This is a genomic window from Desertibaculum subflavum (assembly GCA_003576705.1).
In the GTDB taxonomy this organism is placed as follows: Bacteria; Pseudomonadota; Alphaproteobacteria; order Ferrovibrionales; family Ferrovibrionaceae; genus Desertibaculum; species Desertibaculum subflavum.
This window is the reverse complement of sequence record QOZS01000018.1, coordinates 16,630-39,229: the sequence shown is the minus strand read 5'-3', so window position 1 is coordinate 39,229 and position 22,600 is coordinate 16,630. Positions and strand designations below refer to the sequence as shown.

At 68.8% G+C, this 22,600-nt stretch carries 20 protein-coding genes; all 20 read left to right on the top strand.

The window, feature by feature from the left end:
• Positions 1-42 precede the first annotated feature (42 nt).
• Positions 43-969: a bifunctional helix-turn-helix transcriptional regulator/GNAT family N-acetyltransferase gene (locus DT074_RS11550; RefSeq protein WP_119420005.1), complete on the top strand. Its 927-nt coding sequence runs from the start codon at positions 43-45 to the stop codon at positions 967-969.
• 115 nt (positions 970-1,084) lie between these two features.
• Positions 1,085-2,011: a bifunctional helix-turn-helix transcriptional regulator/GNAT family N-acetyltransferase gene (locus DT074_RS11545; RefSeq protein WP_119420004.1), complete on the top strand. Its 927-nt coding sequence runs from the start codon at positions 1,085-1,087 to the stop codon at positions 2,009-2,011.
• Complete coding sequence (locus tag DT074_RS11540; RefSeq protein ID WP_368744615.1) at positions 2,008-2,871, top strand: DMT family transporter; 864 nt, start codon at positions 2,008-2,010, stop codon at positions 2,869-2,871. The genes DT074_RS11545 and DT074_RS11540 overlap by 4 nt, the downstream gene beginning before the upstream one ends.
• 86 nt (positions 2,872-2,957) lie before the next feature.
• Positions 2,958-5,720: a DNA gyrase subunit A gene (gene gyrA / locus DT074_RS11535; protein ID WP_438503678.1), complete on the top strand. Its 2,763-nt coding sequence runs from the start codon at positions 2,958-2,960 to the stop codon at positions 5,718-5,720.
• Positions 5,721-5,726: 6 nt separating this feature from the next.
• The gene (gene coaD, locus DT074_RS11530) at positions 5,727-6,245 is read left to right on the top strand and encodes a pantetheine-phosphate adenylyltransferase (protein WP_119420003.1); all 519 of its coding nucleotides are present in this window, start codon (positions 5,727-5,729) and stop codon (positions 6,243-6,245) included.
• 35 nt (positions 6,246-6,280) lie between these two features.
• On the top strand, positions 6,281-6,805 hold the full coding sequence (locus DT074_RS11525; RefSeq protein WP_368744623.1) for a peptidylprolyl isomerase: 525 nt from the start codon (positions 6,281-6,283) through the stop codon (positions 6,803-6,805).
• A 141-nt stretch (positions 6,806-6,946) separates the two neighbouring features.
• Positions 6,947-7,966: a tRNA preQ1(34) S-adenosylmethionine ribosyltransferase-isomerase QueA gene (gene queA, locus DT074_RS11515; protein ID WP_119420000.1), complete on the top strand. Its 1,020-nt coding sequence runs from the start codon at positions 6,947-6,949 to the stop codon at positions 7,964-7,966.
• Entirely contained in the window at positions 7,963-9,099 is a 1,137-nt protein-coding gene (tgt, locus tag DT074_RS11510) for a tRNA guanosine(34) transglycosylase Tgt (RefSeq protein ID WP_119419999.1), read from the top strand. Before queA ends, tgt begins: the two co-directional genes overlap by 4 nt.
• A 108-nt stretch (positions 9,100-9,207) precedes the next feature.
• Complete coding sequence (locus DT074_RS11505; RefSeq protein WP_368744613.1) at positions 9,208-10,365, top strand: TRAP transporter substrate-binding protein; 1,158 nt, start codon at positions 9,208-9,210, stop codon at positions 10,363-10,365.
• Between the two features lie 59 nt (positions 10,366-10,424).
• Positions 10,425-13,613, top strand: a complete 3,189-nt coding sequence (locus DT074_RS11500; protein WP_162914831.1) for a response regulator — start codon at positions 10,425-10,427, stop codon at positions 13,611-13,613.
• Entirely contained in the window at positions 13,610-13,987 is a 378-nt protein-coding gene (locus tag DT074_RS11495) for a response regulator (protein ID WP_119419996.1), read from the top strand. The genes DT074_RS11500 and DT074_RS11495 overlap by 4 nt, the downstream gene beginning before the upstream one ends.
• The gene (locus DT074_RS11490) at positions 13,984-15,210 is read left to right on the top strand and encodes a SpoIIE family protein phosphatase (RefSeq protein ID WP_119419995.1); all 1,227 of its coding nucleotides are present in this window, start codon (positions 13,984-13,986) and stop codon (positions 15,208-15,210) included. Before DT074_RS11495 ends, DT074_RS11490 begins: the two co-directional genes overlap by 4 nt.
• Before the next feature lie 13 nt (positions 15,211-15,223).
• A complete protein-coding gene (locus tag DT074_RS11485; protein WP_162914830.1) occupies positions 15,224-15,667 on the top strand; it encodes an ATP-binding protein in 444 nt (147 codons plus the stop codon).
• Complete coding sequence (locus DT074_RS11480) at positions 15,664-16,014, top strand: STAS domain-containing protein (RefSeq protein WP_119419993.1); 351 nt, start codon at positions 15,664-15,666, stop codon at positions 16,012-16,014. The genes DT074_RS11485 and DT074_RS11480 overlap by 4 nt, the downstream gene beginning before the upstream one ends.
• Positions 16,015-16,033: 19 nt before the next feature.
• On the top strand, positions 16,034-17,728 hold the full coding sequence (locus DT074_RS11475; RefSeq protein WP_162914829.1) for a uracil-xanthine permease family protein: 1,695 nt from the start codon (positions 16,034-16,036) through the stop codon (positions 17,726-17,728).
• A gap of 72 nt (positions 17,729-17,800) precedes the next feature.
• A complete protein-coding gene (locus DT074_RS11470) occupies positions 17,801-18,799 on the top strand; it encodes a WD40/YVTN/BNR-like repeat-containing protein (protein ID WP_119419991.1) in 999 nt (332 codons plus the stop codon).
• A 20-nt stretch (positions 18,800-18,819) separates the two neighbouring features.
• Complete coding sequence (gene osmF / locus DT074_RS11465) at positions 18,820-19,728, top strand: glycine betaine ABC transporter substrate-binding protein OsmF (RefSeq protein ID WP_119419990.1); 909 nt, start codon at positions 18,820-18,822, stop codon at positions 19,726-19,728.
• A gap of 2 nt (positions 19,729-19,730) precedes the next feature.
• Positions 19,731-20,903 (top strand): ABC transporter permease, encoded by a 1,173-nt coding sequence (locus DT074_RS11460; protein WP_119419989.1) that lies wholly within the window; start codon positions 19,731-19,733, stop codon positions 20,901-20,903.
• Entirely contained in the window at positions 20,900-21,838 is a 939-nt protein-coding gene (locus DT074_RS11455) for an ABC transporter ATP-binding protein (protein ID WP_119419988.1), read from the top strand. Before DT074_RS11460 ends, DT074_RS11455 begins: the two co-directional genes overlap by 4 nt.
• Complete coding sequence (locus tag DT074_RS11450; protein WP_119419987.1) at positions 21,838-22,581, top strand: ABC transporter permease; 744 nt, start codon at positions 21,838-21,840, stop codon at positions 22,579-22,581. Before DT074_RS11455 ends, DT074_RS11450 begins: the two co-directional genes overlap by 1 nt.
• Positions 22,582-22,600 lie beyond the last annotated feature (19 nt).

Genomic DNA, 22,600 nt, shown 5'->3' with positions numbered 1-22,600 from the left:
TCAAATGATTCGCTAGCCTTCAGCAAGCATCAGGAGGTAGCCATGTCGGTTTTCGATCAGCAAGTGGCGGCGATGCGCCGCTTCTCGCGATTCTATACGGCCCGGATCGGCGTGCTGGACGATGGCTGTCTGCAGACACCGTTCTCACTCGGTGAGGGGCGCGTGCTCTATGAGCTCGCCCAGCGCGGCCGCGCCACGGCGGAGGAGCTGGTCGGGGATCTGGGAATCGATGCCGGCTGTCTGAACCGCATCCTGCACGCCTTCGAGGCCAAGGGCCTGGTCAGCAGGGCGCCGTCGCCGGCCGACGCGCAGGAGGTGCAGGTTCGGATCACCGATGCCGGCCGCGACGCCTTCGCGCCGCTCAACGCCCAGGCGCGCGAAGCCATGGGCGCCATGCTGCGCGGGCTGTCCGGGCCGGACCAGGGCCGGGTGGTCGAGGCCATGCGCATCATCGAGACGCTGCTCGGCGCCAGGCCGGAAGAGCCGCGCTATCAACTAAGGACCCACCGGCCAGGCGATATGGGCTGGGTGGTGCGGGCGCACGGTTCGGTCTATGCGCGCGAATACGGCTTCGACCAGAGCTTCGAGGCGCTGGTGGCGGAGATCGCCGCCAAATTCATCAACAACTTCGACCCGGCCGGGGAGCGCTGCTGGATTGCCGAGATGGACGGCAAGCCGATCGGCTCCGTCTTCCTGGTCCGGCATTCTGCAACGGTAGCTCAGTTGCGGCTTCTGCTTGTCGACCCGCAGGCACGCGGACTCGGCGTCGGCAAGGAGCTGGTCGCCGAATGCGTCCGTTTCGCGCGCGCGTGCGGCTACCAGAGGGTAACACTCTGGACCCAGAGCATCCTGATCGCAGCGCGGCGGGTCTACGCCCAAGCCGGCTTCCAGCTGGTGGCGGCGGAGGATGCCAGTGGCTTCGGCAAGGAGCCGGTCAGCGACGAAACCTGGGAACTGGAACTCACCTGAGCCGATCCGGCAGAGCGTCGGCGGACCTAGGCTCTCGGTCTCGGAGATAGTTGACAAAAGCAAGTAAATAAGTAGCCTGGAGCAACTGATCGCCAGCTAGGCCGTCGGGGGCTACGTGAGCACGTTCGACCAGCGGATCGCGGCGGTGCGCCGCTTCACCCGATTTTACACACCGCGCATCGGCGCGCTGGACGAGGCCTATCTAGATACGCCGTTCTCCCTCGCCGAAGGCCGCGTGCTGTACGAGCTCGCCAATCGCGAGCGGCCGACGGCGAGCGAGCTGGTGCGCGATCTCGGCATCGATCCCGGCTATCTCAGCCGCATCCTGCGCGGATTCGAGCGGCGCGGCCTGCTGAAGAAGGTGGCCGCACCGCATGACGGCCGGCAGATGCAGCTGATCCTCACCGATGCCGGCCGCAGGGCATTCGAGCCGGTCAACGCGCACTCGCAGGAAGGGGTCGGCGCCATGCTGCGCGAGCTCAGCGAGGCCGACCAGGTTCGCGTGGTGGCGGCGATGCGGCTGATCGAAGGCGCCCTCGGCACTACGCCGGACCGCCGCGCGCCCTACATCCTGCGGCCGCACCAGCCGGGCGATATGGGCTGGGTGGTGCAGGCGCATGGCGCGCTCTATGCCCGCGAATACGGCTTCGAGCAGACCTTCGAGGCGCTGGTGGCGGAGATCACCGCGAAGTTCATCAACGAGTTCGATCCGGCTTGCGAACGCTGCTGGATCGCCGAGAAGGACGGCGAGCCGGTCGGCTCCGTCTTCCTGGTGCGCAAATCGAAGACGGTCGCCAAGCTGCGGCTGCTGATCGTCGATCCGCGGGCGCGGGGTCTCGGCATCGGCAACCGCCTGGTCGCCGAATGCATCCGCTTCGCGCGCGAGCGGGGCTACAAGAAGATCACGCTCTGGACCCAGAGCATCCTGACCGCGGCGCGCCATATCTACGATCAGGCGGGGTTCCAGATGGTGGCGTCGGAACAGAACCACGCCTTCGGCCAGGACCTGGTCAGCGAGACCTGGGAGCTGAAGCTCACGTGAGCCAGCGCCTCGCCGTGGCCGCTGCGGCGGCGAGCGGCGTGCTGGTCGGCTCCGCCATGGTGGCGACCCGCTATGTGGTCGACCAGACCGGGCCCGGCTCGCTCGCCCTGATGCGCTATGCCATCGGCTTCCTGTGCCTCGCCCCGGCCATGCTGGCAACCGGCCAGGCCATGCGCTTCGCGCGGGCCGATGTGGTGCCGATCGCCATCCTCGGCATCACCCAGTTCGGCATCCTGATCGCCCTGCTCAATTTCGGCCTGCGCTTCATTCCTTCGGCGCGCGGGGCGCTGATTTTCGCCGCCATGCCGCTAATCACCATGCTGATCGGGGCGGCGCTGGGGCGCGAGCCGCTCACGGCGCCGAAGACGATCGGCGTGGCTCTGACCATCCTGGGCGTCGGCGTCACCCTCGGCGAGAAGGCGCTCGCGCCCGGCGCGGGCGTCTGGTGGGGCGAGCTCGCGGTGCTGGGCAGCGCGATCTGCGGCGCGCTCTGCAGCGTGCTCTACCGGCCCTATCTGCAGCGTTATCCGACCATCGCGGTCAGCTCCTTCGCCATGCTCGCCTCGGTCGGCTTTCTCGCTGTGGTGGCGGCGGGTGAGGGGTTCTTCGCGGCCTGGCCCGCCATCACGGCGCCGGGCTGGGGGGCCGTCATCTTCATCGGGCTGAACAGCGGGGTCGGCTATTTCCTCTGGCTCTATGCGCTCCGGCATGCGAGCCCGACCCGGGTCACGGTCTTCCTGTCGCTGAGCCCGGTAACCGCCTCCTTTCTGGGGGCTTTGCTGCTGTCCGAGGCGGTCACCGGAGCCTCTCTGGCCGGGCTCGCGGCCGTCGTGATAGGGATCTGGATCGCGCACCGCTGATTGCTGCAGCGCGGCATCTTTGCTAGGTTGCTGGCAGCCCTTGACGCGGCCTTCGGAGTCGCGCTCCCCCAACAATCGATGAGCTGATTTCATTGTCTGACGAGACGCCTACCGCCCGCGACGTGCAGCCGGTCACGATCGAGGAGGAGATGCGGCGGTCCTACCTCGGTTACGCGATGAGCGTGATCGTGGCCCGCGCCCTTCCCGATGCCCGCGACGGCCTGAAGCCGGTGCACCGCCGCATCCTCTATGCGATGCACGATTCCGGCTATACGTCGGACAAGCCCTACCGCAAGTCGGCCCGCATCGTCGGCGACGTGATGGGCCGCTATCACCCGCATGGCGACCAGGCGATCTACGACGCCATGGTGCGCATGGCGCAGGATTTCTCCATGCGCCTCACCCTGCTGGACGGGCAGGGCAATTTCGGCTCGATGGACGACGACCCGCCGGCGGCCATGCGCTACACCGAGATCCGCATGGCCAAGGCGGGCGAGGCCCTGCTCGAGGATATCGACAAGAACACGGTCGATTTCCAGCCGAATTACGACGAATCGACCGAGGAGCCCAAGGTCCTCCCGGCCCGCTTCCCGAACCTGCTGGTCAACGGCTCCGGCGGCATCGCCGTCGGCATGGCGACCAACATCCCGCCGCACAACCTCGGCGAGGTGATCGACGCCTGCCTCGCCTATCTCGACGATCCGGAAGTGACGATCCACCGGCTGATGGAGATCGTGCCGGGCCCGGATTTCCCGACCGGCGGCGTGATCCTGGGCCAGGCCGGCATCCGCGCCGGGCATGTCACCGGGCGCGGCTCCGTCGTGCTGCGCGGCCGGGTCAAGATCGAGGAGATCCGCAAAGACCGCGACGCCATCATCGTCACCGAGATCCCCTATCAGGTGAACAAGGCCTCGATGGTGGAGAAGATCTCGGACGCGGTGCGCTCCAAGCGCATCGAGGGCATCGCCGAGGTGCGCGACGAGAGCGACCGCGAGGGCGTGCGCGTCGTCGTCGAGGTCAAGCGCGACGCCATCGCCGATGTGGTGCTGAACCAGCTCTATCGCTTCACCCCGCTGCAGACGACCTTCGGCGTCAACATGCTGGCGCTGAATCGGGGCCGGCCGGAGCTGCTGAGCCTGAAGCAGCTGATCGCCTGCTTCGTCGAGTTCCGCGAGGAAGTCGTCGTCCGCCGCATCCGCTTCCTGCTGACCAAGGCGCGCGACCGCGCCCATGTGCTGGTCGGTCTCGCCATCGCGGTCGCCAATATCGACGAGGTGATCCACCTGATCCGCACCGCGCCGGACGCCACCTCGGCGCGCGAGCGGCTGATGGCGCGCGACTGGCCGGCGGAAGACATCGCGCCGCTGATCGCGCTGATCGACGACCCGCGCCACCGCGTGGTCGACGGCACCTACAAGCTGTCGGAGGAGCAGGCCCGCGCCATCCTCGAGCTCCGCCTGCACCGGCTGACCGCGCTCGGCCGCGACGAGATCGCCGACGAGCTGAAGAAGATCGGCGCCGAGATCGCCGATCATCTCGAGGTGCTGGCGAGCCGGCCGCGCCTGATGGACATCGTGCGCCAAGAGCTGGTCGAGGTGCGCGACCGCTTCGCCACGCCGCGCCGCACCACCATCGAGGCGCAGGAATTCGAGCACGACATCGAGGACCTGATCCAGCGCGAGGACATGGTCGTCACGGTGACGCAGGCGGGCTATGTCAAGCGCGTGCCGGTCTCGGCCTATCGTTCGCAGCGCCGCGGCGGCAAGGGCCGTACCGGCATGTCGATGCGGGACGAGGATTTCGCGACGCGCGTCTTCGTCGCCTCGACCCATGCGCCGGTGCTGTTCTTCACCAATATCGGCAAGGTCTACAAGCTCAAGGTCTACCGCCTGCCGATGGCCGAGCCGCAGGCGCGCGGCAAGGCAATGGTGAACCTGCTGCCGCTCTCCGAAGGCGAGCAGGTGCGCACCGTGATGCCGCTGCCGGAGGACGAGGAGACCTGGGGCAAGCTCTCGGTCATGTTCGCGACGGCGCATGGCTATGTCCGCCGCAACGCGCTCGACGACTTCGTGGTGATCAACCAGAACGGCAAGATCGCCATGAAGTTCGAGGGCGACGACGCCGACGACAAGCTGATCGAAGTGCTGCCCTGTTCGGATACCGACGACGTGCTGCTCAATTCGCGCGACGGCAAGTCGATCCGCTTCCGTGTCACCGATGTGCGCGAGTTCCAGTCGCGCTCCTCGACCGGCGTGCGCGGCATGAAGCTCGCCGAGGGCGACGAGGTCATCTCGATGGCGATCCTGCGCTCGATCGAAACCACCACCGAGGAGCGCCAGGCCTATCTCCGCTACGCCGCGCAGCAGCGCCGCCTGGTTTCCGGCGAGGCCCCGGAAGTGGAGGCCGGCGCGGCCGAGGACGAGGAGCAGGGCGTCGCCGAGGTCTCGCTGCCCCAGGAGCGTCTGGCCGAGCTCGGCGCCGCCGAGCAGTTCATCCTCACCGCGACGCAGAACGGCTTCGGCATCCGCACCACCGCCTATGAGTACCGGCTGACCGGCCGGGGCGGGCAGGGGATCACCAACATCGACACCCGCAAGCGCGGCGACAAGGTGGTGGCCGTGTTCCCGGTCGAGGACCAGGACGAGATCGTCATGATGTCCGACGGCGGCCAGCTGATCCGCTGCCCGGTCGACGATATCCGAATTGCCCGCCGCGGCAGCGCCGGGGTAACCTTGCTGAAGGTTGCCGAGGGCGAGCGCGTCGTCTCGGTGGCCAGGCTTGCCGACGCCACGAACGGAGAAGATGGCAACGGCGGCGAGGAAACGTCGGCCTCCGAAGAAGGAGCATAGTCAGGCATGGGCACGCGGATCGGCCTTTATCCCGGCACCTTCGACCCGATCACCAAGGGCCATTACGACATCATCGCCCGCGCCGCGAAGATCGTCGACAAGCTGGTGATCGGCGTCGCCATCAATATCGGCAAGGGGCCGATGTTCTCGGTCGAGGAACGCGTCGCCATGGTGCGCGAGGAAGCGAAGCAGCTGACCGGCCGCGACATCGACGTGCGCGGCTACGACAACCTGCTGATGCATGCCGCGGTGGAGATCGGCGCCTCGGTCATCGTCCGGGGGCTCCGCGCCGTGTCCGACTTCGAGTACGAGTTCCAGATGGTCGGCATGAACCGGCGGCTCAACTCGGAGATCGAGACCGTGTTCTTGATGGCCTCCGACAACCACCAGTTCATCGCCTCCCGCCTGGTCAAGGAGATCGCCATGCTGGGCGGCGACATCCGCTCCTTCGTCTCGCCGCGCGTGGCGGAGCAGCTGATCGCGCGCTGCGCCGAGCTCCGGCGCAACGCAGGAGTCGCGGAATGAGCGTTGGAATGCAACGTCGCGCTTTTCTGGGAACGATGGCGGCGGGCGTCGCCGCGCTCTCATCACCCTCTGCCTGGAGCCAGAATTTGGAAGACACCATCTATCTCGACCTGAAGGACGGCCGCGTGGTGATCCGGCTGCGCCCCGACCTCGCACCCAACCACGTCAAGCGCATCAAGGAGCTGACGCGGAAGGGCTTCTACGACGGCATCGTGTTCCACCGCGTGATCCGCGGCTTCATGGCGCAGACCGGCGACCCGACCGGCACCGGCACCGGCGGCTCCGGCCAGAAGCTGAAGGCGGAATTCTCCAATGCCCGGCATCTGCGCGGCACCGTCTCCATGGCCCGCGCGCAGAGCCCGGACAGTGCCGATAGCCAGTTCTTCATCTGCTTCGACGATGCCAGCTTCCTCGACGGCCAGTACACGATCTGGGGCGAGGTGACCGACGGCATGCAGTTCGTCGACCTGATCAAGAAGGGCGCCGGCCAGTCGGGCGCCGTCACCGATCCCGACAAGATCGTGAAGATGCAGGTCGCCGCCGACGCGAAGGGGAAGTGATCGCGCGGGTGCCCGCAAATCTGGGTCATGGCCGGGCTTGACCCGGCCATCCACGCGGTGGTCTCAGCGCAGCCGAGAGCCGTGGATGCCCGGGTCAAGCCCGGGCATGACGATTTGGGGGCCAGCGGATAGAGCTGATCCATGCGCGTCGCCGAGTTCGATTTCGACCTGCCGCCGGAGCGGATCGCGCTCAGGCCCGTGAGCCCGCGTGATGCGGCGCGGCTGCTCGTGGTCGATGGCGCGCGGCTGGAGGACCGGATTGTGCGCGACCTGCCGGCGCTGCTCCGCCCGGGTGACCTCGTCATCGCCAACGATACGCGCGTCATCCCGGCGCGCCTGGCCGGCCGTCGCGGCGAGGTGCGCATCGAGGCGACCCTGCACAAGCGGCTCGATGCCTCACGCTGGGCCGCCTTCGCCCGGCCGGGCAAGCGGCTGCATGTCGGCGACCGTGTCGAATTCGTCGAGCTGACAGCCACCGTCGAGGCGAAGAGCGACGGCGGCGAGGTGACGCTCGCCTTCGATCGCGCGGGCGAGGCGCTGGACCGCGCCATCGAGGCCGGGGGTGTGCCGCCGTTGCCGCCCTATATCGCGAGCCGCCGGCCGGTCGATGCGCAGGACCGCGCCGACTACCAGACCCTGCACGCCGAGGCCTCCGGCAGCGTCGCCGCGCCGACCGCCGGCCTGCATTTCACGCCCGAACTCTGGCATGCGCTGGACGCTCGCGGGATCGCCCATCGCTTCGTCACCCTGCATGTCGGCGCCGGCACCTTCCTGCCGGTGAAGAGCGACGACACCGCCGATCACCGGATGCACGCGGAGCAGGGCACGCTCGATGCCGCCACGGCGGCGGCGATTGCGGAAGCGAAGGCGAAAGGCGGCCGCGTGGTCGCCATCGGCACCACCTCCTTGCGCGTGCTGGAAGCCTCGGGCGGCGCGGCCTTCCACGGCGATATCGACCTCTTCATCACGCCGGGCTACCGGTTCAAGGTGGTGGACCTCATGATGACCAACTTCCACCTGCCGCGCTCGACCCTCTTCATGCTGGTCGCCGCCTTCATCGGGCTCGACCGCGCCCGCGCGGCTTACACGCATGCCATCGCCAACGGTTACCGCTTCTATTCCTACGGCGATGCCTGCCTGCTGACGCGGGCCGCCGCATGACGCAGTTCCGCTACGAGTGCCTCGCCACCGACGGTGCCGCGCGCCAGGGCCGGCTGCACACCGCGCATGGCGAGATCCGCACGCCGGCCTTCATGCCGGTCGGCACCGCCGGCACGGTCAAGGCGATGACGCCGGAAGCGGTGCGCGAGACCGGCGCCGACATCATCCTCGGCAACACCTATCACCTGATGCTGCGCCCCGGCGCGGAACGGGTGGCGCGGCTCGGCGGCTTGCGCCGCTTCATGCACTGGGACGGCCCGATCCTCACCGATTCCGGCGGCTTCCAGGTGATGTCGCTGTCGGAGCTCAGGAAGGTCGACGAGAACGGCGTCACCTTCCGCTCGCATCTCGACGGCTCGAAGCAGCACCTCTCGCCCGAGCGCTCGGTCGAGATCCAGCACCTGCTCGGCGCCACCATCACCATGCAGCTCGATGAGCTGGTCCAGCTGCCGGCGACCGACGCGGAAGTGGCTCGCGCCATGCGTCTCTCGCTCCGCTGGGCCGAGCGCTGCAAGGCGGCGTTCCAGGAGCGCGCGGGCCACGCCTTGTTCGGCATCGTGCAGGGTGGCATCAATCCCGAGCTTCGTGCCGAAAGCGCCCTCGGCCTCGTCCGGACCGGCTTCGACGGCTATGCCGTCGGCGGGCTCGCGGTGGGCGAGGGCCAGGCGGCAATGCTGGCGACGCTCGATGCCACCGTGCCGCACCTCCCCGCCGACCGGCCGCGCTACCTGATGGGCGTCGGCATGCCGGACGACATCCTCGGCGCGGTCGAGCGCGGCATCGACATGTTCGACTGCGTGCTGCCGACGCGCTCCGGCCGCACCGGCCAGGCCTTCACGCGCTCGGGCACGCTCAACATCCGCAATGCGCGCCATGCCGAGGATCCGGGCCCGCTCGATCCCGCCTGCCGCTGCCCGGCCTGCCGGCATTACAGCCGCGCCTATCTGCACCATCTGGAGAAGGCGAAGGAGATCCTCTCGCCGATGCTCCTCACTTGGCACAACCTCACCTATTTCCAGGACCTGATGATCGAGATCAGGGAAGCCATCGGCGAGGGCCGCCTCGCCGCAGCGGCGGCTCGGATCAGGGCGCGGTGGTCTGCGAACGACATTGCAGCGTCGGAGAGCAGCTAGAAGGCCGCGCTGCCAACACCAGAGCAGGTATCGGTGTTTGCAACGTGCTGCGCTTGTAGATTAAATGTCCGGTTCTAGGGGCCAAAAAAGAAAATAATGGGGGGTACCGTGTCCGTTCGCATGGTGGTGGCGTCCGGCTCTGCCGGAAGAGCTGAAAAATCTGTCGATCGTCGCAAGTTCCTGGTCCGCGGCGGGCTGGCCGCCGGCGCGGCGGCGGCGTTTCCCGCACCGGCAATTGCCCAGGGCATCCGCGAGTTGAAGCTCGTCACCAGCTGGCCCAAGGGCCTGCCGGGTCTCGGCACCAGTGCCGAACGCATCGGTCGGACGATCGCCGCCGCATCCGGCAATCGTCTGCAGGTGAAGGTTTTCGGTGCCGGCGAGATGGTCAGCGCCTTCGAGGCATTCGACGCCGTGGCCGCCGGTGTCGCCGACATGTACCACTCCGCCGAGTACTACTGGGAAGCCAAGTCGCCCGGCTTCAGCTTCTTTGCCGCGGTTCCCTTCGGCCTGACCGCCGACGAGATGGCGGCCTGGATTCATTTCGGCGGCGGCCAGGCGTTGTGGGATGAGCTCAGCGCCTCCTACGGCGTCAAGGGTCTGCTCTCGACAAATACCGGCGTACAGATGGGCGGGTGGTTCACCAAGGAAGTGCAGGGGCCTGAGAGCTACCGGGGCCTGCGCTATCGCATGCCGGGATTGGGCGGTGAGGTGCTGCGCCGCCTGGGTTCGGTCGTTGTTGCCTTGCCCGGCGGCGAAATCATTCCGGCGCTGCAGTCCGGCGCCATCGATGCCGGCGAATGGGTCGGTCCCTGGAACGACCTCGTGCTGGGACTGCACAAGGTGTCCAAGTACTACTACTACCCCGGCTTCCACGAGCCGGGCACAGTGCTCTCGACGGGAATCAACAAGAAGCTCTGGGATTCGCTGACCGGCGAGGACCGGAACTTGATCACGATGGTGGCGGCGGCCGAGTACACGACCTCGCTTGCCGAGTTCAACGCGAACAACGCCAAGGCGCTTGAGCAGATCACCAACGACAAGTCGGTCGAGATCCGCAAATTCGATGATTCGCTGCTGATGGCGCTCGGCAAGGCGAGCCGGGACATCGTCGCGGAGATCGGACAGAAGGATGCGATGACGCGCCGCATCTACGACAGCTTCAGCGCGTTCCGCAATCGCACCGCACGCTGGGCCGAACTGGCGGAGCGCGGTTTCCTCAATGCACGCCACATTGCGCTTTCCGGGTCGACCAAGGGCCAACCGTGAACGGTCCGGCTTCCGCGCCTGCGGTGCCGCCCGCCACTGGGGTGTGGGACCGGATCGGCGTGCGCGGCAGATTGCTGCTGGCGTTCTTCGGCATCAGTGCGTTTGCCATCCTGGGCGCCACCGCTGCGCTGTACTCGTTCCGCGAGATCCGCGACGTGATGGAACGGATCACGCAGCAGCGGATCCCGGTTGCTCTGAACTCCCAGGCCGTGTCGCGCCATGCGGAGCGCATCGTTGCCGCCGCGCCGGCCCTGCTGAATGTGGCGAGCCAAAGCGACAAGCTCGAATGGGCCGCGGAGATTTCGCGCGAGGTCGTCTCGCTCAACAAGCTGCTCACGGAACTCAAAGCCGGGGGTATGGAGAGCGCGGCACTGCGCTCCCTCGAAACCGAGATCCAGCAGCTGCAGAGCAATCTCGCCGAGCTCGACTCCCTCGTCGACGAAAGGCTGGCCGCCGTGGAGCAGCGGCGCGAGATCCTGCGGCAATCCCTGGCAGCCGCGGGCGGGTTGCAGCAGCTCTTCACGCCCTGGGTCGCGGTCATGGACGGGCGGATCGCGCAGTGGCGCCGCGTGGCTATCGATTCCAGCGTGCCGGTGGAGCGGCGGGTCGCCGCCGATCGCGAATTCGAGCAGGCGCTCGCTTGGTTCCGCGCGCTGCAGACGTCGCAGGTCCTTGCCTCGTCGATCAGCGACCAGTTCCAGCGCGCCACCACTGCCGAGGCGCAGTCGGCGCTGAATGTCGGCCGCTTCCGATTGCAGCAATCGCTGAACGAGCTCGAGCGCATGCTGCCGGTGCTCGATCAAAGGCTCAGGTCGCTCGTCAAGGAGTCGATCGACCGGCTGCGCTCCTTCGTGGTCGGTGATCTCAGCATCTTTGCCTTGCGCGAGCGTGAGCTGACCCTGACCGAGACAGCATCGCGTCTCCTGACCGAGAATGCCAAGCTGTCCCAACGGCTGACCGGGACCGTCGACCGGCTTGTGGCGGAGGCGACGACGGACATCCGCAATGCCAATGCCGAGGCTGCGTCGGTCGTCAATTTCAGCGCCTGGGTGGTTATCATTGCGGTCGTGCTCAGCCTTCTGAGCTCGGTGCTGATCGTATGGTTCTACGTCGGCCGTAACCTGATTGCGCGCCTGACCTCGCTCAGCCATCGGATGCTCGCTTTGGCTGAAGGCGATCTCCGCTCTCCGCTCCCGCCGGGCGGCAGCGACGAGATCGGTCAGATGGCAATGTCGCTCGCCGTGTTTCGCGCGACGGCAATCCAGATGGAGGAGACCAACCTCCGCGAGATCACCGAGGCCCGCCGCCGCCTGACGGAGGCGATCGAGGCCATTTCGGACGGGCTGTCGCTCTATGACGCCGACGACCGGCTGGTCGTGTCCAACTCGCGCTATACGGATCTGTTTCCGATGCAGGACGGCGTGATGAATGCCGGTACGCCGTTCGAGACCATCATCCGCCACGCCGCCGAACTCGGACTGATCGCAGAGGCATCCGGTCGTGTCGATGCGTGGGTGCAGGATCGTCTCGACGCTCATCGCAACCCTGGCGCCCACATTCAGCGGCGAAGCGACGGTCGCTGGATCAGGATCAGCGAGCAGCGCACGGCGAATGGCGGCGTGGTCGCGACCTACAGCGACATCACGGAGCTGAAACAGCGCGAGGCGGAGCTCGCGCATCTCGTGCACGAGCTCGAAGTTGCCCGCGATGCGGCGCAGGAGGCGAGCCGGACCAAGTCGGCCTTCCTCGCCAATATGAGCCACGAGCTGCGCACGCCGCTCAACGCCATCATCGGCGTCACCGAGATGCTGCAGGAGGACGCCCGCGACCTGAAGCGCGAGGACGAGTTCGAGCCGCTCGACCGCGTGTTGCGGGCCGCGCGTCACCTGCTGGCGCTGATCAACGACATCCTCGATCTATCCAAGATCGAGGCCGGAAAGATGGACATCCATCTGGAATCCTTCCCCGTCGCCGCCCTGATCGAGGATGTCGCCAAGACGGTCGAGCCGATGGCGGTGAAGAACGGCAACAAGATGATCGTCCGGCACGGGCCGATCGGATCGATCTATGCCGACCAGATGCGGGTCAGGCAGGCGCTGCTCAACCTGGTGAGCAATGCCGGCAAGTTCACTTCGAACGGCACCGTCACCATATCGTCGGCAAGACATGACGACGGCGGCGGCAGCCGCATCGAGATTGCGGTCGAGGATACCGGTATCGGCATGACGTCCGAACAGCTTGGCAAGCTGTTCCAGGAATTCTCCCAGGCCGATTCCTCCACCACGCGAAAGTTCGGTGGCACCGGGCTCGGCCTCGCCATCAGCCGGCGCTTCTGCCAGATGATGGGCGGCGACATCTCCGTCGAGAGCGAGCCCGGCAAGGGCTCGCGGTTCACCATCCTGCTGCCGATCGAAGTCGCCGAACATGAGCCTGCCGCACCGGCCCCATCGACGGCGCCGGCACCGCCGCGCGCCGCGCCGCCATCCGACCGCCCGCTGATCCTGGTGATCGACGACGATCAGACCGTGCGCGACGTGGTCGGTCGCTTCCTCGAGCGCGAGGGCTTCGACGTCGCCGCGGCGGAAGGCGGGCAGGAGGGCCTCAGGCTGGCGCGCGCGCTCGACCCGGCGGCGATCACGCTGGACGTCGACATGCCGGATCTGGACGGCTGGACCGTGCTCGCCGCCATCAAGGGCGATCCGGCGCTCGCGCATATCCCGGTCGTGCTGGTGACGATCGTCGACGAGAAGAACCGCGGTTTCTCGCTCGGCGCGACCGACTATCTGGTCAAGCCGGTCGACCGCGACACCCTGATCCGCGTCCTGCGCCAGGTCGGCCAGGCTGCGGACGGCCATATCCTGATCGTCGACGACGACGAGATCGGCCGTCACCGGCTGAAGGTCGCGCTCGAGGATGTGGGTTGGCGCACCGCCGAGGCCGATAACGGCCAGGTGGCCATCGCCCGGCTCGAGGAGGCGCTGCCCGACGCCGTGCTGCTCGACCTGATGATGCCGCAGATGGATGGTTTCGAGTTCCTGGAAGCCGTGCGGGGCAGGGCGGAGTGGCGCGACCTCCCGGTCATCGTGATCACGGCCCGCGACCTGTCCGCGGACGACCGGGCCCGCCTCAACGGCCGGGTCGAGCGGGTGATCCAGAAGACCGGACGCGAGGAGATTCTGCGCGAGGTCCGCGATGTCCTCGGCCGCTGCGTCCGGCGCGGCCGCGGGGAAAGGGCGGCCGTGGCATGAGCCGGATCCTTTACGTCGAGGACAACGACGACAACGTCTATGTGCTGAAGGGCCGGCTGACGCGCAAGGGCCATACCGTCATCGTCGCGTCCGACGGCGCCCAGGGCGTGGCGATGGCGGCGGCGGAACGGCCGGAGATCATCCTCATGGATCTGAGCCTGCCGGTGCTCGACGGCTGGGAAGCGACGCGGCGCATCAAGGCGGGCGCGGCGACGCGGCATATCCCCGTCATTGCCCTCACCGCGCATGCCATGACCGGCGACAGGGAGAAGGCGCTCGCCGCCGGCTGCGACGATTTCGATACCAAGCCCGTGGATATCGAGCGGCTGCTCGGCAAGATCCAGGCGCTACTGGGCCGCGGCGGCGCGCCATGACCGTGGGCGACCCCGCTCTCCTCGTCGTGGACGACAACGAGGACAACCGCTACACGCTGACCCGCCGGCTCACCCGCGAGGGCTATACCAACCTTGCCACCGCCGCCAACGGGCGGGAGGCGCTCGACAAGCTGAACGCGGAGCGCTTCGACCTCGTCCTGCTCGACATCATGATGCCGGACCTGAACGGCTACGAGGTGCTGGAACAGGTCAAGGCGACGCCGGCGCTGCGCGACATCCCGATCATCATGATCTCGGCGCTGGACGAGCTGGACAGCGTCATCCGCTGCATCGAGCTCGGCGCCGAGGACTATCTCACCAAGCCGTTCAATCCCACATTGCTCCGGGCCCGGGTCGGCGCCTCGCTGGAGAAGAAGCGCCTGCGCGACGAGGTGCGCCGCAATCTCGCCCGGCTGGAGCAGGAGCTGGATGCCGCCCGCGCGCTGCAGCTTGCCATGCTGCCGAACCAGTTTCCGGCCTGCTCGCCGTCGCACCCGGTCGCCGTGCATGCGGTCATGCAGCCGGCGCGCGAGGTCGGCGGGGACCTGTACGACTGCTTCTATGCCGGCGAGCACGCCTTCTGTTTCCTGGTCGGCGACGTGTCCGGCAAGGGCGCCTCGGCGGCGATGTTCATGGCGCGCGCGCGGAGCCTGGTCCGCATCTCGGTCAATCTGTGGCGTGAATGGCGCGCCGACGAGATCGATCCGGGCCTCGTCGCCGAGGCGGTGAACCGCGAGCTCTGCCAGAACAACGACGACCGCATGTTCGTCACCCTGTTCCTGGGCCTGATCGACACCCGTACGGGCCTCGTTTCCTTCGTCAATGCCGGCCACCCCCCGCCGCACCTCGTCTCCGCCACCGGCGAAACCCGGCAGATCGACGCGAAGCCCGCCATGCCGCTGGGCGTGCGCCGCCAGGCCGCCTATCAGACCCGCACATTGGCGATCCAGCCGGGCGATGCGCTGTTCGTCTGCTCCGACGGTGTGTTCGAGGCACTGAACGACAAGGGCGACCTGTTCTCGATTGAGCGGCTGGGCCGACTCCTGCGCGAGGCCAATGCGGCGGAGCCGCTCGACATGGTGCGCGCGGTCAAGGACGCGGTCGACGTCTTTACCGGCAGCGCGCCCCGGGCCGACGACGTCACCGCGCTCGCCCTGCGCTGGCGGCCCGCCGGGGCGGCGGGCGACGTGCCGCCGATCGCCTGGGCCGGCCCCGCCACGTGAGCGAGGCATCATGATGCGCGAGGTCGAGCTCCGTATCGGCAGCGAGATGGCGGAGATCGGCACCCTGCGCGATGCGCTGGACGCGCTCGCCGCCGAGCTCGGCATCGGAATGCGTCCCTTGATGCAGCTTCAGGTTGCGCTCGACGAGGTCGTCAGCAATCTGATCAAATACGCCTGGGATGACGGGGGGCGGCATGAAATTCTGGTGCGGATCCGCGCGGGCGCGGACCAGGTCGAGCTCGAGATCGTCGATGACGGCCGGGCCTTCGACCCGCTCGCGGCGCCTGCTCCCGAGCCGCCGCCGGCCGGGAAACGGCCACGGCCGGGGGGGCTCGGCATTCACATGGTGAAGCAGCTGGTGGACCAGTTCGCTTACGAGCGCATCGCCGGGCGCAACCACACCCGGCTCGTCAAGTCGTGCGCGGTAGGCGCCATCGGCGGGAGGAAGGAAGAATGAACAACAGCGCCCTCAGCATCGGCGAGACGCGCGCCGGCAGCGTGTGCGTGGTGACGCTTGCGGGCCGGATCGACAGCAGCAATGCGAACGACGTGATGGCCGCCCTCACGCGCCTGATCACGGCGGGCGAGAAGTCGATCCTGGTCGATCTCGGCGCTGTGCTTTACCTCACCAGCGCCGCTTTCCGCGCGCTTCTGGTGGCGACCGACGAGGCCGAGCGCCAGGCGGCGCGATTCGCGCTCTGCAGCCTTGCCGGCCATGTGCGCGAGCTGTTCGAGATGGGGGGCCTGACCGAGGTCTTCGCCATTCACGAATCGCGCGAGGATGCGCTGCGGCAGCTCGGCTGAACGTGTCCCGCGCCCCCTCATGACCCGCCCGCCCGAGCTGATCTACGGGGTCGACGAGCGACCGCCGTTGCCGATCGTCGTCGGCTCCGCGGCGCAGCACATCGCGCTGATGGCCGTCACCCTGGTCTTTCCGATCATCCTCGCGCGCGAGGCCGGGCTGGTCGGCAACCAGTTCCTCGACCTCGTCTCGCTCTCGATGCTCGGCCTCGGCGCCGCCACGGTCGTGTTCTGCCTCGCCTCGCCCTATGCGGGCTCGGGCTTCCTCTGCCCGGCCGCCTTCACGGCGATCTATCTCGGCCCCTCGCTGTTCGCGCTGCGCCAGGGCGGGCTGGCGCTGGTCTTCGGCATGACGGTGGTCGGCGGGCTGATGCAGATCGCCATCGCGCCGCTGCTCCGGCGGCTGCGCGCGCTGTTGCCGCCGGAGATCGCGGGGCTGGTCATCGCCGTGGTCGGCCTGACGCTTGCCGGCCTCGGCGCCCGCTACAGCCTCGGCCTCAACGACCGGCAGCGGATCGACCCTGATTACGTGATCGTCGCCGGTCTCTCGCTCGCCACCATGATCGTGCTAAACGTCTGGTCCCGCGGCTATGGCCGGATGTTCTGCGTGCTGATCGGCATGATCGTCGGCTATGGCCTGAGCGCCGCGCTCGGCCTGCTCGAATTTTCCAAGGCCATGCCTCCGGGCGGAATCAGCATCTTCCGCCTGCCCAGGCTCGACCATGTCGGCTGGTCGTTCGATCCGCTGCTGGTCGTGCCCTTCGCGGTGGCTTCGCTCGCGGCGACGCTGCGCGCGATGGGCGACGTGTCGAACGCCCAGCGGATCAACGATGCCGACTGGGTCCGCCCGAAATTCGCCTCGCTCGCCGGCGGCGTCTCCGCCAACGGCATCGCCGTCGTCTTCTGCGGCCTGATCGGCAGCTGCGGCGTCAACACCTACAGTTCCTCGATCGGCCTCTCCGGCGCGACCGGCGTGACCAGCCGCAGCATCGGCTATGCCGTCGGCATCGGCTTCGCCGTGCTCGCCTTCCTGCCGCCGGCGGCGGTGGTTCTGGCGGCGATGCCGCTGCCGGTGATGGGCGCGGCGCTGTTCTTCACCGCCGCCTTCGTCTTCACCAGCGGCCTGCAGATGATCACCGCGCGCATGCTGGACGCGCGCAAGAACATCGTCATCGGCTTTTCCTTCGCCATGGCGGTGGTGGCGGACGTCTATCACGAGGCGCTGATGGGCGTGCCTTTCGTGCTGCGGCCGATCTTCGGCAACTCGCTGGTGCTCGGCACCGTCTGCGCCGTGGCGCTCAATCTCGTGATGCGCATCGGCGTGCGCCAGCGCGTGTCCATGCGGCTCGAGCCGGGCCGCATCGGCTTCGAGGCGGTCGAGCAGTTCCTGACCCAGGCCGGCGCCCGGTGGGCGGCGCGGCGCGACGTGATCCGCCGCGCGGTGTTTGGCGCGGTGCAGGTGCTGGAAGTCATCGGCGCCCCGCCCGGCGGCGTCGAGATCGAGGCGAGCTTCGACGAGTTCAACCTCGACATCCGGATCCGCTATGCCGGCGCGCCGCTGACCGTTCCCGACCGCAAGCCGAGCCCCCGCGAGATCGTGGCGAGCGAGGACGGGGAGCGCCTGCTCGCCGGCTATCTGCTGCGCCAGAGCGCCGACCGCATCCAGGGCCGCCGCACCGCCGACGGCGCCGAGATGACCCTGCATTACGACCACTGAGCGGGCGGGCGAGGAAATCGCTTGGGCCCGGCGGCGAGGCTCCGTAACCTGTCCGCAGCAGGGGAGGGCGCCATGACCATCCTGGCAGGTACCAGCAAGGGCGTGTTCAAGCTCACCGAAGGCGGCCAGGCGGCCTGCGTGCTGGAAAGTCGCGGCGTGCGCGACCTGCAGGCGCTGGAGGGCCGCCTCTTCGCCGCCACCGGCGCCGGGCTCTATCGCTCCGACGATGGCGGGGCGAGCTGGTCGCTCGCCGGCATGGCCGAGTACGAGGTCTGGCAGGTGCGCGGCGCCGGCAAGGGAGTGCTCTACGCGGGCACGCAGCCGGCCGCTTTGTTCCGCAGCGCCGACCGCGGCACCACCTGGACGGAAGTGAAATCCTTCGCGCGCACGCCGGAAGCACAGGAATGGTGCGTGCCGGTCAAGCCGCGCCTGCCCGGCCGCGCCCGCGCCCTGGTGATCGATGCCGAGGACCCGCGCCGAATCCGCGTCGGCGTCGAGGTCGGCGGCGTGATGGCGAGCGACGATGAAGGCGAAAGCTGGCGCCTGGTGCTGCCCGGCGACAATCCCGACCTGCACATGATGTGCGCCCATCCGGCGCGGCCGGCGACGCTGTTCGCCTCCACCGGCTATGGCCGGCTGAACGGCGTGGCGCCGATGGTGGAGGGCAATGCCGGCGTGTTCCGCTCCGACGATCGCGGCCACACGTGGCGCTATGCCTGGGCCGGCGTGACGCCGCGCTATTCGCGCCCGATGTGCATCGACCCGCGCACGCCCCACGGCCTGACGGTGGCGAGCGCGCCGACCGCCTTCTCCAGCTTCAAGGACGAGGGCGGCGCCCACTGCATGCTGTATCGCTCCGAAGACGGCGGCCAGAGCTGGCGCTCGCTCTGCGACGGCGCGCATTCGCCTTCGGCCGCCAACATCCACGGCCTCGCGCCGGATCCGGCCGAAGCCGGCGGCGTGATTATCGGCACCGATACCGGCGAGGTCTGGCGCGTCAGCGACCGCGCCGAATGGAAGCAAGCCGCCGCGGGGCTGCCGGCGGTGTTGTCGGTGGTGGCGGTGCACTGAAGCGAGGAAGGAGAGCCCGCATGACCCTTCGAACCATCCTGCTCGGCGCCGCCCTGGCGCTCGTCCTCGGCACCTCCGCGCAGGCGCAGGTCGTCGTCGCGTCCAAGATCGACACTGAGGGCGGCGTGCTCGGCCATATCATCGCGCAGGTGCTGGAGGGCAACGGCGTCAAGACCACCAGCCGCATCCAGCTCGGCGGCACGCCTGTCGTGCGCAAGGCCATCGCCGCGGGTGAGATCGACATCTATCCGGAATATACCGGCAACGCCGCCTTCTTCTTCAACAAGGCGGACGACCCGCTGTGGAAGGATGCGGGCAAGGCCTATGCGACGGCGAAAAAGCTCGACTACGACGCCAACAAGATCGTCTGGCTGACCCCGGCGCCGGCCGACAACACCTGGGGCATCGCGCTGCGCAAGGATCTCGCGCAGGGGAACAAGCTCGCCACCCTCTCCGATTTCGGCAAATACATCGCGGGCGGCGGCCAGGTGAAGCTCGCCGCCTCGGCCGAGTTCGTGAACTCCGCGGCGGCGCTGCCGGCCTTCCAGGCGGCCTACGGCTTCAAGCTGAAGCCGGACCAGCTGATCACCTTGGCCGGCGGCGACACCGCGGCCACCATCGCCGCGGCGGCCAACCAGACCAGCGGCGCCAATGCCGCCATGGTCTACGGCACCGATGGCGGCATCGCCGCCTCCGGCCTGGTCGTGCTGCAGGACGACAAGCATGTGCAGCCGGTCTACCAGCCGGCGCCGATCATCCGCGAGGCGGTGCTGAAGGCGCATCCCGCGATCGCCGACTGGCTGAAGCCGGTCTTCGCCAAGCTCGACCTCGTCACCCTGCAACAGCTCAACGGCCGCGTGCAGGTCGGCGGCGAGCCGGCCAAGGCGGTGGCGGCGGACTTCCTGAAGAAGAACGCGTTCTTCAAATAGCCGTGGCAACGCCGGACCGGCCGAGGCCGTCCTTCGACAAGCTCGGCCTGGTGATCGGCATCGTCGCCGCGGCGGCGGCGGGGGCGCCGTTCGCGACTTTCCGCGCCAACCGCATCGTGCCGGGCGAGGGGCGGGCGATCTGGGAGGCGCTGCCGGCCGGGTGGGCGACGGCGCTGCTGCTGGTCGTGGCCGGTGCCGCGCTGGTCGCCATGCTGCGCAGTCCGGCGCCCGCGCGGCTCGCCGCCGCGCTCGCGGCGCTCGCCACGCTCGCCCTGCTGATCGGCACCGCCGCGCATCACCTGACCCCGCCGGACAACGCCTATGCCCGCGTGGCGCCGGCTTCGGGCTTCTGGCTGCTCGGCTTCGCCTTCGCGCTGCTCGCCGCCGACGCGCTGACCCGGCTCCAGCTCTCGGCCACGGCACGGATCGCGGCGCTCGCTGCGGTGGCCGCCGCGATCTGGCTCTTGCTCGCGCTCGGCGCCTGGGACGGGCTCTCGCTGCTGAAGGAATACGCGAACCGTGCCGACCGCTTCTGGGCCGAGGGCGCGCGCCACCTGGCGCTCGCGCTCGGCTCGCTCGCCGCGGCAATCGTCGCCGGCATCCCGCTCGGCATCCTCTGCCACCGCGTCAGCGGCTTGCGCGACGCGGTGCTGAACCTGCTCAACATGATCCAGACCATCCCCTCGATCGCGCTGTTCGGCCTGTTGATCGCGCCGCTCGGCTGGATCGCCGCCAACCTGCCGGGAGCCTCCGTCATCGGCATCCGCGGCATCGGCGCCGCGCCGGCCGCGCTCGCGCTGTTCCTCTATTCCCTGCTGCCGATGGTGGCGAACACGGTGGTCGGCCTCGCGCAAGTCCCCGCCGCCGCCAACGACGCCGCGCGCGGCATGGGCATGACCGCGCGCCAAAGACTCACCCGGATCGAGCTGCCGCTCGCGCTGCCGGTGATCCTCGCCGGCATCCGCATCGTGCTGGTGCAGAATATCGGGCTTGCCACCATCGCGGCGCTGATCGGCGGCGGCGGCTTCGGCGTCTTCGTGTTCCAGGGCCTGGGCCAGACGGCGATGGACCTGGTGCTGCTCGGCGCGGTGCCGACGGTCGCGCTCGCCTTCGCCGCCGCCATCCTGCTCGACGCCGCGGTCGAGCTCACCGCCGCGCCGGGGAGCCGCGTGTGATCGAGCTGGAGCACGTCAGCAAGCGCTACGGCGAGACCGAGGTGGTGAGCGACGTCACCCTCACCGTGCCGCCGCGCAGCATCGCCGCCATCGTCGGCACCTCCGGCTCCGGCAAGACGACCCTGCTCCGCATGATCAACCGCCTGGTCGAGCCGAGCGCCGGCACGATCAAGCTCGACGGCGTCGACCACCGCAGCGTCCCGCCGCACGAGCTGCGCCGCCGCATCGGCTATGTCATCCAGGGCCACGGCCTGTTCCCGCACCGCACCGTGGCGCAGAACATCGCCACCGTGCCGGCCCTGCTCGGCTGGCCTAGGGCCAAGACCAAAGCCCGCGTCGACGAGCTTCTGACCCTGTTCCAGCTCGACCCCGCCGAATTCGCGGCCCGCTATCCGCACGAGCTTTCCGGCGGCCAGCAGCAGCGCGTCGGCGTCGCCCGCGCCCTCGCCGCCGGGCCCAACCTGCTGTTGATGGACGAGCCGTTCGGCGCGCTCGACCCGATCATCCGCGCCAAGGCGCAGGCGGATCTGCTTAGCCTCCAGGCCCGGCTCGGCACCACCATCATCCTGGTCACCCACGATATCGAGGAGGCGGTGCTGCTCGGCCACCGCATCGCCGTGATGGATGCCGGCCGCGTGCTGCAATACGCGCCGCCCTCGGAGATCCTGGCCCGCCCGGCGACACCCTTCGTCGAGGCGCTGGTCGGCACCGGCGAGCGGCCGTTCAAGCTGCTCTCGCTCAAGCCCGTGGCGGAGGCGGTGGAGCAAGGCATCGTGGAGGGCGAGCCGATCGCCGCGAGCGCGACCCAGCGCGACGCGCTCGCCGCTCTGCTCTGGTCCGGCCGCCCGGCGCTGCCGGTGCAGAGCGCGGAGGGCGTCATCATCGGCAAGGTGACGGTCGCGGGCCTCAGCAAGCGCGCGGCGCGGCCGGAGTGATGCGCGCGCTGCCGACGCTCGCCCGCCTCGCCGCGCTGGCCCTGCTCGCGGCCTTCCTCATGCGCCCCGACTGGTTCGAGCCGGTGTTCCGCCCGCTGACCGAGAACGGCGCGCCGGCGATCTACAACCAGGGCAGCCTGCTCGGCCTCACGCTCGCCCATCTCGGCCTCGTGGCGCTCGCCACCGCCGGCGCGACGGCGCTCGCCGTGGCGCTCGCCATCCTGGTGACGCGGCCGTTCGGGGCCGAGTTCCTGCCGCTCTCGCGGGCCCTCGTAAATATCGGCCAGACCTTTCCGCCGGTCGCCGTGCTGGCGCTCGCCGTGCCGGCGGTGGGCTTCGGCGCGACGCCGACCCTGATCGCGCTGTTCCTCTATGGCCTGCTGCCGATCTTCGAAAACACGCTGACCGGGCTCACCACGCTCAGCCCCGCGGTGGTGGAGGCGGCGAAGGGCACCGGCATGACGGCGACGCAGCGCCTCGCCCGCGTGGAGCTGCCGCTGGCGGCGCCGGTCATCCTCGCCGGCATCCGCCTCTCGGTGGTGATCGGCCTCGCCACCGCGACCATCGGCTCGACGGTGGCGGCGAAGACGGTGGGCGAGGTGATCATCGCCGGCCTGCTCTCCAACAACCTCGCCTTCGTGCTGCAGGGCGGCTTGATCGTCGCCGTGCTGGCGGTGCTGATCTATGACGGGTTTACGGCGCTGGGGCGGGTGGCGGGGAGGTGGAGTGGGGGAACATCCTGAATCAGCGCGTCTCGCGACG